This is a genomic window from Rheinheimera sp. UJ51, from assembly GCF_020819615.1.
Lineage (GTDB): Bacteria > Pseudomonadota > Gammaproteobacteria > Enterobacterales > Alteromonadaceae > Alishewanella > Alishewanella maricola.
Genome location: NZ_JAJHOG010000014.1, coordinates 81,649 through 94,182, shown reverse-complemented (window position 1 = coordinate 94,182; position 12,534 = coordinate 81,649). Strand labels below are relative to the sequence as shown.

Here is a 12,534-nt window from a genome sequence, read left to right as displayed (position 1 = left end):
ACGCATGCGCTTACGCCCATTTTTCTCGGCGCGAGAAAGCTTAAGGATGTCTTCAGCAGTATGATTCATAAGACTCAGAGTGTGATGATTTGGTGAGTACAATTAGAGCAGAAAACAAGATGGTATAATACCATTCCATCTTAAAGTCTGTTCAGTCTCTAAGTTCACTCTAATTACGCGTGCAGTATCACTGACAAAACGCTTTCAAGCAGTGAATTTTGATTATTTTTGCCGATAAATTTCCTGATAATGTAATGAGATTGTTTTGGCTTTGTTCTGTCGTTATTCCATGTTGATTAACCGCAAAAGCTAATACAGCAAGGTCAGGGAGTTCTAGTATGGGTAGTGTACTTCCTTAAATATGAGAATCGCTTATGCGTTTTGTTAAACCGTTCTGTAGTTTTTTACTTGTTTGCTCAGTAAGTTGGGGGGTACAAGCTACCACTCCACTTGAGTACGATGATGTATTTGAAATTGAATTTGTGTCTGATCCTCAACCCGATAGTAAAGGCGAAAAAATTGTTTTTGTGCGCAATTGGATGGATCGTCAAACAGACCGTCGGCGTTCTGTGTTGTGGTTAGCGGATGCAAAGGGGCAATTACAAGCGCTGACCCATTCTGCTCAGAGTGCTTCTTCTCCACGTTGGTCGCCTGATAATAGTAAGCTTGCCTATTTAGCTGATCAGCAAATCCATTTGTATTGGTTAGATAGCGGCCGCAATGTGCAGCTAAGCCATGTTAATCATTCGCCTGCTAATCTAAGTTGGTCACCAGATGGACAATGGTTAGCCTTTACCATGTTCACCCCCGTGACTAAAGCGCCTCCAATAACCTTACCTGGTAAGCCAGCTAATGCCGAGTGGGCTAAAGCGCCTATTTATATTGATAATAAGCAATATCGTGCTGATGGTGCCGGTTATTTACCCGCGGGCTTTACGCAGGTGTATTTAATTGCCGCTGACGGTGGCAGTGCTATTCAGTTGACAGAAGATGAGTTTAATCATGGCAGCAGTTTAAGTTGGCATCCTGATGGGTCTGCGTTATATTTATCTGCTAATCGTCATGCAAATTGGCAAACAGCGGTGTCAAATTCTGAGTTATTTCGTTTAGATATTAAGACGAAACAATTAACGGCTTTAACGGATCGTTTTGGTCCAGATACACAACCGCAAGTTTCTCCTGATGGCAAGAAGATTGCTTATTTAGGTTACGATGATCGTAAATTAGCTCATCAGGCCATGCGCTTATATGTTATGGATATTGATGGCAGCAATAGTAAGAATTTAACTGAAGACTTGGATCGCGGTATTGAAAGCTTTCAGTGGCAAGCGAATAGTAAAGATTTTTATATTACTTACGATAGTGAAGGCAAAGGTTTATTAGCTGAGTTGTCTGGGAATGGCCGAGTAAAAGTATTGGCTGATGATTTAGGTGGATCTTCTTATAGTCGGCCTTATTCAGGAGGTCAATTCGCGGTTGCCAACAATGGTTTAGTAGCTTATACGCAAGCCAGTACCGCCCATCCTGCTGAGTTGGCGACATTACAGCGCAATAAAAAACAGCAGCTAACCTCCTTTAATCGTGATTTACTATTTAAACGTGAAATAGGGAAGGTTGAAGAGTTCTGGTACGAATCATCTGTTGATAAACGTAAGCTGCAAGGTTGGATAATTTATCCGCCGGCTTTTGATGCCAGTAAAAAATATCCTTTGATCCTTGAGATCCATGGTGGCCCCCATACTGCTTATGGCCCTTACTTTACGATGGAGTTGCAATTACTGGCATCGCAGGGTTATGTGGTGCTGTATACCAACCCACGAGGCAGTACGAGCTACGGTGAAGACTTCGCTAACTTGATACATCATAATTATCCAAGCCATGATTTTAATGATCTGATGGATGGTATTGATCAAGTCCTTGCTCGAGGTTTTATTGATGAGAGCGAGTTGTTCGTTACTGGCGGTAGCGGTGGTGGTGTGCTGACGACATGGAGTATTGCTCATACCAAGCGCTTTGCCGCCGCGGTTGCGGTTAACCCGGTGATTAACTGGTATTCTTTTGTGTTAAATGCCGATATGTACAGTTATTTTAGCCAGTATTGGTTTCCTGCTTTACCTTGGGAAGATCCTGAGCATTATCTAAAATATTCTCCTATTCAGCATGTTGGTAAAGTCGAAACACCCACCATGCTATTAACCGGTGAATCTGATTTCCGAACCCCTATTTCTGAAACTGAGCAATATTATCAGGCATTACAGTTACGTGGTGTAGAAACGGCGATGGTGCGGATCCCTGGGGCATCGCATGCCATACATACACGGCCAAGTAACATGATGGCGAAACCCGCCTACATTATTTACTGGTTTGAAAAACATCGACAAAAAACCGCTAAATAGTGCGTATAAAGCCCAGTTTATTCTGGGCTTTATTTTATTTACTAAAAAGTGTATGTTTTCTATTCATTCAGGTGGGAGCATCATGTTTTTTACTTTACCTTTAGTCGGTTCTTTGTATAATAGCGACTCCAACGCTAGGGGCATAGTTCCAATTGGTAGAACAGCGGTCTCCAAAACCGATGGTTGGGGGTTCGAATCCCTCTGCCCCTGCCACTTCTTCTTATGACAATGTATTCTCAAACACATCTCACTTTATTAAAGCAGCTTGCTGTGGTGCCGTTGCAACCTAAATCTGAGTTTTATCCAGATTGTTCGCAACCGTGCTCAGCTGAAGATACTGATGCGCGCCAGAGTGAATCTATAACCAATGTTGAGGCGAGCAAGCTGGATGTGCTGGCGGCAGATATTGAGTGTCTGTTGGCATCGCTTGGCATCACAGACTGGCAAATAAACCCCAACGCTGTAGACTTTCAATTGCAAGTGCCGCAATTAATTACCCCATCACTCGTGGCACTTAAACAACCCATGTTAAAGCGTCAGCTATGGTTACTGTTATCTGAGTATGTCGATGCCTGAGATCCGGCTACTAAGCCTTGAAGATTTGCCTACCTTAATGAACATCGAGTTGGCAGCTAATTTATACCCTTGGACTGAAGGGGTATTTCGTTCTTGTTTTAATCAGCAATATTTTAATTATGGTGTGTTTCAACATGGACAGTTGCAAGGGTTTTATATTGGCCAATTTCTGGGGGTAGAAAGCCAATTATTTAATATTGCCGTTGCGCCGCAGGCGCAAGGTCAGGGTTTCGGTAAATTATTACTTGCACACTTTGTAGCACAGAGTACCGAACGTAATGCTTTAGATGCCTGGTTAGAGGTTCGGGCAACTAACCAACAGGCATTGCATCTTTATCAGCAAGCCGGTTTTATCGAAACAGGCCGCCGCAATAATTACTACGTTAGCGCACAGGGCCGCGAAGATGCATTGCTGATGTGCTTACCCTTAGCGTTTAGTTAATTGCCACGGCTGCTTTTTAGCAGAGGTTATTGCTGCTATTTTGCTAAAAAGGGCAGGATGTAACTGAATACTTTATTACGGTGCATTGGCTTATTGTAAAAAAAACCTTGAGCTACAGTACATTGTTTGTTCAATAAATAACTCACCTGTATTTCGTTTTCAACGCCCTCACAAATTACCGCTAAGTTAAGTGCTTGGATCAGGCTAATAATGCCATTTAAGATAACAAGATTGGCGGCATCTTGATGAAGTATATCGTCAATAAAGCTTTTATCTATTTTAATCACTTCAAATTGAAACTTCTTCAGGCTATAGATTGATGAGTAGCCTGTACCAAAATCATCTAAAACTAATTTCAAACCCAGACGTTTACATCTTTCTAAATTCTCAAATATCATTTCATCTTTTTCAAAAATTGTGGTTTCGGTGACTTCAAGGTGTATTAATGGCACGGTATTCGGAAATTGTTGGCATAGCATGGCAATTTGTTGATAGGTGTCATCATCTTTAAGCTGATTAGCCGATAGGTTGATCGATACAGGCCAATTAAAACCGGAGTTCTGCCAAGTGTTAACTTGGCTAAATACCTGATTTAATAGTTTCTTCCCCATGATTAGCATTAATATTTCATTTTCTATTTGTGGTAAAAAAGTGGCTGGCGTACGAATATCATTAGGGGCAAATTGCCAACGCACCAGTGACTCGAAACCGGTGATCGCGCCGGTGCGCATGTCATGTTGTGCTTGATAGTAGAGTTGAAATTGGTCTTTGTGGATCCCTTCTAGAATAGCCTCTAGGTAAGCACTTACCGAGGCTTGTTGTTGTAACAATTTTTTATTTAAAAAAGCGTACTTGTTTCTACCTGAGGTTTTCGCTTGATACATAGCCGCATCAGCGGCTTTAAGCAGTTCTGATTCGGTAATGCCGTCATCAGGATAGATAGCAATACCGATACTGGCGGTACAAGTATAGGTGATTTCAAATAAACGGTAGGGAGCGGATAAGAGTTTAAGTAATTTAGCACCAAAATGCTTAAGTAATTTACCTAAGTTATCACCTTGAATTAAAACCACAAATTCGTCGCCACCAATTCGTGCTGCAACATCTTTTGCCTTTATATTATGCTGTAAGCGTTTTGCTATCGATTTTAGTAACTCATCCCCATAATCATGGCCGTATTGGTCATTAACATACTTGAACTTGTCTAAATCGATATATAACACCGCAAGGTTTTCACCATCACGCTGCGCCGCTGCAAAGGTTTTATGATAAACCTGATTAAAGCCTTGTCGATTTAAAAGCCCTGTTAACACATCGGTTTCAGCGAGTGTTTGCATGTGTTTTTCTTTGGCCAGTTGCTCAGAAATATTTTCAAAGATGGCGATGTAGTATTTAATCGTTTTATCTTGGGCTTTGTCTGAGTAAACGGAGGTAATATGCAACTCTTCAGGAAATTCTACACCTGCTTTAGTTCGGTTATACAATACACCTTGCCATTGTCCCTTTTCTTTTAATTCCGCATACATATCCTGATAAAACTGCAAACTCTGTTTACCTGATGACAGAATATTAGGGTTTTTCATAAACACATCGTCTAGCGAGTAGCCAGTGATGGCAGTAAACGCGGGATTAACGTGAATAATATGATGATGTTCATCCGTTATCATAATGGCTTCTTGTAGATTCTCGACCACCATTTTGAATAAGCTTAATGATTGGGTTAACTGATGCTCTTTCGCTACTGAGACCATAGATAATAAATGGTAGTATTGCCCGTCAAGCTCAAAGTTGGCTTGATAAATTTGTACTTGGCCCTGGCGTTTAGGGTGATGCAGTTCAACCGAAATACTGTCGGTTGAGGCCGCTCTTAACCAATCAATAAAACGAGCCACGCCTTTGGCTAAGTAAGCATGCACTTTGATGGGTTCGTCGTCTTTAATATGAGTGTAATGGGGTAGATAGAGCAGATTACGTGCTAACTGGTTGGCGTTTACAATCTGAAAGTCGGTGCTTAAAATGACAAAACCAACCGGCGCATGTTCAAAAATGGCATTAAACTGTTTTTGAGACGCCATAGTTTGATTGGTCTTTTGCTCTAACAGGCTAAATAAGTCGGTTTGAGCAGTAAGCTCGTTAATGACCTTTTCAAGTAATTGCAGGGCGGCTTGATAAGTACTTGGGCTGATGTGGGCAGCCGAGTCTTGCTGCATAGCGTGCTGTAAAGTGTCGACTTCTTGCTGCAACGCTTGGTTTGACGTTTTTAATTCTTCTAACGTGCGTTTCATATTTTTACCACTACCCAGTACTTACTCGACATGTTGCTCTGAATTTTTAAAAAAAGAACCAATCATTGACGTTGGATTGCCGTTTAGTAAGTCATTTTCATATAACATATCATTTGAATTAACTTGGATATAATCTGATGTTTCTTTTGGTTTTATTCTGTATTGGATCGAAATAGGCGAGCCAATCCGGCCTTTTTTGAGTTGCTCAAGGTGCAATTTATATTTTGTTATGTCATCAGGGTGGATCAAGGTTTGGAAATCTGCTGCTTTCATCTCGAGCATTTCATCGTATGTGTAACCTAATATTTTGCTGTAAGCCGGATTAACATAAGTATGCATATTCTTTTTGAAATTGTAGATATAAACCCCGTTTAACGTGGTATTGAGTAATAATTCAGTTTCTTTTTTATGCACCTCTAGTTTTGCGGCTATTTTTACCCGCTCCGTGATATCTGTTAATGAACCGATAACTTTCTCGGCCTGCTTCAAATGAGTAAAAGAAACATTGGTTTCAAGTGACAGCCAAATGGCTTTACGGGTTTTAGTAAAAGCACGATAAATAAACGGTTTTCCATTTTTACCCGACATAACCGAGCTGAGGTAGTTCTCTAGCTTCAGGCGATCATCGCGATGTGCGAGGTTAATAAAAGCATCGTACGACGGGGTAAAACTGTCTGTAGTTAACCCAAATAAGCTAAAAGCGCCTTTACTCCAAGTCAATTCGTTTCTCGCAACCTCCCATGACCAAGAACCGGTTCGGCCAACACGTTCTGCATCTTCCAGAATTTGATTGGCTTGTTCTAGTTGCTCAGATAATTTGGTGAGATGCTGTTCTTGCGTAGCTTTGTCGTCATAAGCCATACGTAATTCGGCATAGGCGCTTTGCAGTTCTTCATTAGTTGATTGTAACTCTTCATTCGTGGTTTCTAGTTCCTCGTTAGCGCTTTGTAGCTCTTCATTGGCACTTTGCAACTCTTCATTCATCGACTGCATTTCTTCGTTAGAGGTTTCTAGCTCCTCAATCACGGTTTGTAGTTGCTCTTTGGCTTTGAGCAGTTGACGTTCTTGCTCTTTAGCTAAAGAGTCTAAGTTTGCTGTGTTTTCTAATGTGGCAATAGGTAAATTGAGTGGGTCTTCTACTTGAAAGAAAATTAAGATTAATTTACCGATATTTGGCTGCTGTGGTATGTCAATTACAATAAAACGGACCCACTGGACCGCGTCTTGTAAAGTAATGCGTTGAAATGCACTAAAGATAGTCGATGAGCTTTTTTGCAATTGATAAAGTGCTGAACGCAAATCGATGGTTAGCGCAGGGTGAAGATTTTTATAGATATTATTACTCGTTGGGCCTTCGGGCCTAATTAATAATGGGTTAACGCCGCTACTGTAAATAATGTCCATATTTTCATTTATTAAAACAGCGTTAGGTAAGGCGATCTGTTTTAATTGCGAGGTAATTAACGCGGCTAATAAATCTCCCTGCAACAGTTCACTGTGAATTTCTGGGGCAGTAGGCGTTGACTCTGCATGCGTTTCATTATGAATGTTTTTCAGCGCTTTGCGTGCCAGCGGTACTTTTTTATCCATGAATACCGCTTCATAAACCTTGCCAGATTGTGACAGGGTGCAAAATTTTTCTTGAAAGACGCCAATAGACTCAGATTGGCCTAAAAATAATAAGCCTCTTGGGTTTAGGGCATAATGGAAAACCGGAATAATGGCGCGTTGTAATTCGATATTAAAATAAATTAATAGATTGCGGCATGAAATCAGATCTAATCTTAAAAAGGGCGGGTCTTGGGTAATATCGTGTACAGAAAAAATCAAAAAAGATTTAATCGGTTTTATAATTTCTAAGTTCTCACCGTTTACCGTGAAGTATTTTTGCCTAAGCTGTTTTGGCATATTGCGTAAGGCGCTTTCTGGATAAACACCATTACGAGCAAAATCAATGGCGGTTTCATCAATGTCGGTAGCAAAGATTTGAATTTTGAATCGTTCGGCATTTGTGCCTAGGATCTCATTTAAAATAATGGCTAGGGTGTACGCTTCTTCACCGGTGGAGCAAGCGGTCACCCAAATGCGGATAATTTTATTGTCTTTATGCTTAATATAGGTTTTTAGCTCATCACTCAGTTGATTGAATGCGCGTGGATCACGAAAGAATGAGGTTACGCCAATTAACATATCTTTGAACAGTACTTTAATTTCGGTTTGGTCTTCGTCTAAATGCTCGAGATATTTTTGAAAGTTAGTGATTTTTAAGGCTGTCATACGACGCTCTATGCGGCGCATAATCGTTTTCTCTTTGTATAGGCTAAAATCCACTTTGTGCTGGCGTCTGATCTTCTTCAAAATGCTGTGATACAGCTCTTTAGGAATGTTTTTTTCCATGTCGGAAGATTTGATGCGAGGAAACTTAACGATATTACTCAGCTCAATGGCAATGTCTTTTGGCGCTAAAATAATATCAACGTTCCCAGAATTGATCGCTGATTTAGGCATCCCATCAAACTTGGCGGTATTGGGATCTTGTACAATACTGAAACCGCCTTCTCCTTTAATAATACCAATGCCCCGCGAGCCGTCAGAGCCGGTGCCTGATAAAATAATTCCGATGGCCATTTCACCTTTTACAAAGGCGATCGATTCAAACAGCATATCCACCGAAGGACGCGGTAAGTGTCGAATAACGCTGGTGGCTGACAAAATAATGGTGTCGTTGGTACTAATTTCGATGTTGTAGTTAGGAGGGCAGATATAGAGTGTATTCGGACGAATATGTTCGTTATTTTTCGGCTCTTTAATGGGGATGGTTGAGGTTTTCTCTAGTAGCTCGACCATCATGCTGCGATATGACGGCGATAAATGCTGAGCTAAAACAAAACTCATACCGCTGGTTTTTGGCAGGTGTGAAACAAGCTGCTGCAAAGCTTCTAAACCGCCAGCGCTAGCACCAATACCGACGACAGTTAACACTGTGGTATCTTGAGGCGATTTTTCATGCGTCTCTAATATGATGTTATCAGTAGGTTCTTGTTGGTTAGTTATAATATTTTTTGGCATTAAGACGACATATCCTGTCAAAGTGTAGCAAGAGGTAAATTAAGGAAAGCTTCATTTTAAAGTATAGTAGATAAATATTAGATAACCGTGTTTTATTCCATTCCTGCTGTTTACGTGGGCGGTTTGATTGAAATTGCAGATTTAACCCGCAGTACAATCGCACTTGACCGCTTCAGTTTTTTAGTCAAATTTCCTGCCATACCCTTACTTTGTTTCAATTTGAAATGTTTTCGTTTTTTTTGCAGGTTGCAGCGCCTGTTTAGCCTTACCTGACCCCTTGATGAAAAGCATTGATTGTTTAAAGCGTCAGGATCAGCGAAAATAGCCACCAATGATGTTAAACATAATGGATCTAGCAAACGAAGGGCTCTACTGCGGGCTCTGCAATTATTTGTCGAAATCCATGCAGAAATGAAAAGACTTTATTAATGGCAGACCAAAACTTTCTTAACGAAATCAATTCTAGAAGAACTTTTGCAATCATATCTCACCCCGATGCCGGTAAAACGACGATCACTGAAAAAGTGTTGTTGTTCGGACACTTGATCCAAAAAGCCGGTACTGTTAAAGGTAAAAAATCGGGCCAGTTTGCTACTTCAGACTGGATGGAGATGGAAAAAGAGCGCGGTATTTCCGTGACAACTTCCGTCATGCAGTTTCCTTATCATGATTGTTTGGTCAACCTGCTAGACACGCCGGGTCACGAAGATTTCTCCGAAGATACCTATCGTACCTTAACCGCCGTCGATTCCTGTTTAATGGTCATTGATGGTGCTAAAGGGGTTGAAGATCGCACCATCAAACTGATGGAAGTCACACGCCTGCGTGATACGCCGATCGTCACTTTTATGAACAAAATGGATCGAGATATTCGCGATCCAATTGATTTATTGGATGAAGTTGAAAGCGTTTTAAAGATTGCTTGTGCACCAATCACCTGGCCGATTGCCTCAGGTAAAGAATTTAAAGGCGTGTATCACATTTTACGCGACGAGGTCATTTTTTATAAGTCGGGCCTTGGGCACACTATTCAAGATGTTGACGTGATCAAAGGCCTCAACAATCCTGAACTGGATAAACGGCTTGGCTATTATGCACAGCAACTGCGCGATGAAATGGAGTTGGTGCAAGGCGCGAGTAACGAGTTTGATCAAGACTTGTTTTTAAAAGGCGAACTGACGCCGGTGTTCTTTGGTACGGCTCTGGGTAACTTCGGTGTGGATCATATGCTGGATGGCTTGACCGAGTGGGCGCCTACGCCGCAACCCCGAGCGACAGACACGCGCACAGTACAAGCTACGGAAACCGGCTTTAGCGGCTTCGTTTTTAAAATTCAAGCTAACATGGATCCGAAGCATCGAGACCGTGTCGCGTTTATGCGTATCGTGTCAGGTAAGTATGAGAAAGGCATGAAAGTGCGTCATGTACGTATTGGTAAAGACGTTTTGATCCCGCAAGCGTTAACCTTTTTAGCCGGTGATCGCGAGCATTTAGAAGAAGCTTACCCAGGCGATATTATCGGTTTGCATAACCATGGCACCATCAAAATTGGTGACACCTTCACCACCGGTGAAAATATGCAATTTAGCGGTATCCCGAATTTTGCACCGGAGTTATTTCGCCGTATTCGCTTACGTGATCCATTGAAACAAAAGCAGTTGTTAAAAGGCTTAGTTCAGTTAGCGGAAGAGGGCGCTGTGCAAGTGTTCCGTCCGCTGGATAATAATGACTTGATTGTGGGTGCTGTCGGGGTGCTGCAGTTTGATGTGGTCGTGCATCGCTTAAAATCAGAGTACAACGTTGACGCTCTATACGAGAGTGTGAATGTGAGCACCGCGCGCTGGGTTTACTGTGATGATGCTAAAACACTGCAAGAGTTCCAGAATAAAGCCAGTAATAACTTGGCCTTAGATGGCGGCGATAACCTGACTTATATCGCACCCACGATGGTTAACTTAAACCTCGCTATTGAACGTTATCCGAAAATTAAATTCCTTAAAACCCGCGAGCATTAACAGGTTGCCGTATGAATATTAAACACCTTTTAACTGAGAAAACCCTTGCCGCCTTTCAACAGCTTGGCTTAACCGATAACGTTAATGCGGCTGTGACGCAAAGCACGCGGCCAGAATTTGGTGATTATCAGATCAATGGCGCTATGGCGGCAGCCAAGTTATTAAAAACTAATCCGCGGCAGCTGGCGCAACAGTTACTAGAGCTGCTCGATCTTGCCGACATGGCCGAAAACGTTGAAATAGCGGGGCCTGGTTTTATCAATGTGAAGTTAGATAAAAACTGGCTCGCATCGCAATTAACGACGGCAGCAACCGACAGCCGTTTGGGCGTTGCGGTGAATCCTACACCGCAAACGGTGGTGGTGGATTATTCTGCGCCTAACTTAGCCAAAGAAATGCACGTTGGCCATTTACGTTCAACCATTATTGGTGATGCGGTTGTACGAACCCTTGAGTTCTGGGGGGACACCGTGATCCGACAGAACCATATGGGCGATTGGGGCACGCAATTTGGTATGCTGATTGCGCATTTAGAAGACAAAATCGCCGCCGGTGTCGATTTAGAAACGGTCGCCTTAGCCGATCTTGAAGATTTCTATCGGGAAGCGAAAAAGCGTTTTGATGATGAAAGCGGTTTTGCGGATAAATCACGTGATTACGTGGTGAAACTACAAAGCGGTGATGCGCATTGCCAAAAATTGTGGCAGATGTTTATTGATACCTCGATTAAGCACAGCAACGACGTTTATCAGAAACTGAATGTCACCCTGACGAATGCTGATATCAAACCTGAAAGCGCCTATAACGCTATGTTACAACCGATTGTTGCTGAGTTAGTCGCAAAAGATATCGCGGTTGAAAGCCAAGGTGCTTTAGTGGTGTTTTTGCAAGAATTAGCCGATAAAGAGGGTACCCCTTCACCTTTTATCATTCAAAAAACCGGTGGGGGTTTCTTATATTCGACTACCGATTTAGCCGCGTGTCAGTATCGCAGCCACGAGTTAGCCGCCGATCGCATTATTATCTTCACGGATGCACGGCAAGCCCTGCACTTTAAACAAGTCGAATTAGTGGCGCGCAAGGCCGGTTATTTAGCCGAGCGCACAGCCTATGATCACTGCCCGTTCGGCACCATGATGGGTGAAGATGGTAAACCCTTTAAAACGCGAACTGGCGGCACAGTAAAGCTGGCTGAACTCCTGGAAGAAGCGGTAGTTCGCGCCAATGCGGTATTACAAGATAAAGTGACCGATTTATCAGCAGCTGAGATGGCTGAGATCGCCCGTAAGGTTGGCATTGGGGCGGTAAAATATGCGGATTTATCGAAAAACCGTACCAGTGACTATATTTTTAGCTGGGATGCGATGCTCAGCTTTGAAGGCGCTACCGCACCTTACTTACAATATGCCTATACTCGGGTACGCAGTATTTTACGCAAAGCCGAGGTTGCGGCTGATTTTCATGCTGAAATCGTGATTGGCGCCGAGCAGGAAAAATTGTTAGCCGTTAAATTGTTGCGTTTTGAAGAAACCTTGCAACAAGTGATGAAGGAAGCTCAGCCGAATTTACTGTGTAATTACTTGTATGAACTGGCCAGTTTATACATGACGTTCTATGAAGCCTGTCCTATTCTAAAAGAAGGTGTTGAACCAGCAACGCGTGACAGCCGTTTAATGCTGAGTATTTTTAGCGCCAAGTTATTACACAAAGGCTTGGACCTTCTGGGTATTGAAGTAATGGAACGGATGTAA

Annotated in this window: 7 protein-coding genes and 1 tRNA gene; 6 read left to right on the top strand and 2 right to left on the bottom strand. The window is 42.2% G+C overall.

Features of this window, described 5'->3' with window-relative positions:
- Nucleotides 1-374: 374 nt before the first annotated feature.
- The 4 genes from LMJ53_RS14880 (at nt 375) to rimI (ending at nt 3,414) form a co-directional block, all read left to right on the top strand.
- Nucleotides 375-2,396, top strand: a complete 2,022-nt coding sequence (locus LMJ53_RS14880; protein ID WP_229587960.1) for an alpha/beta hydrolase family protein — start codon at nt 375-377, stop codon at nt 2,394-2,396.
- A 136-nt stretch (nt 2,397-2,532) separates the two neighbouring features.
- Nucleotides 2,533-2,609 (top strand) — tRNA-Trp (locus tag LMJ53_RS14875).
- 9 nt (nt 2,610-2,618) lie between these two features.
- Complete coding sequence (locus tag LMJ53_RS14870; protein WP_229587958.1) at nt 2,619-2,972, top strand: hypothetical protein; 354 nt, start codon at nt 2,619-2,621, stop codon at nt 2,970-2,972.
- Nucleotides 2,965-3,414, top strand: coding sequence for a ribosomal protein S18-alanine N-acetyltransferase (rimI, locus tag LMJ53_RS14865; protein ID WP_229587957.1), 450 nt, complete (start codon nt 2,965-2,967; stop codon nt 3,412-3,414). Before LMJ53_RS14870 ends, rimI begins: the two co-directional genes overlap by 8 nt.
- A gap of 35 nt (nt 3,415-3,449) precedes the next feature.
- On the opposite strand, the gene LMJ53_RS14860 is transcribed toward rimI, so the two are convergent.
- Nucleotides 3,450-5,699 (bottom strand): EAL domain-containing protein, encoded by a 2,250-nt coding sequence (locus tag LMJ53_RS14860; protein ID WP_229587955.1) that lies wholly within the window; start codon nt 5,697-5,699, stop codon nt 3,450-3,452.
- Nucleotides 5,700-5,720: 21 nt separating this feature from the next.
- Entirely contained in the window at nt 5,721-8,768 is a 3,048-nt protein-coding gene (locus LMJ53_RS14855; protein WP_229587953.1) for a chemotaxis protein CheB, read from the bottom strand.
- 428 nt (nt 8,769-9,196) lie between these two features.
- Between LMJ53_RS14855 and prfC the strand changes: the two genes are divergently transcribed.
- Both prfC and argS read left to right on the top strand, forming a co-directional pair.
- Nucleotides 9,197-10,783 carry a peptide chain release factor 3 gene (prfC, locus tag LMJ53_RS14850; protein WP_226751997.1) on the top strand — a complete coding sequence of 529 codons (1,587 nt, stop codon included), beginning with the start codon at nt 9,197-9,199 and terminating at the stop codon, nt 10,781-10,783.
- An 11-nt stretch (nt 10,784-10,794) separates the two neighbouring features.
- Nucleotides 10,795-12,534 (top strand): arginine--tRNA ligase, encoded by a 1,740-nt coding sequence (argS, locus tag LMJ53_RS14845; RefSeq protein WP_229587951.1) that lies wholly within the window; start codon nt 10,795-10,797, stop codon nt 12,532-12,534.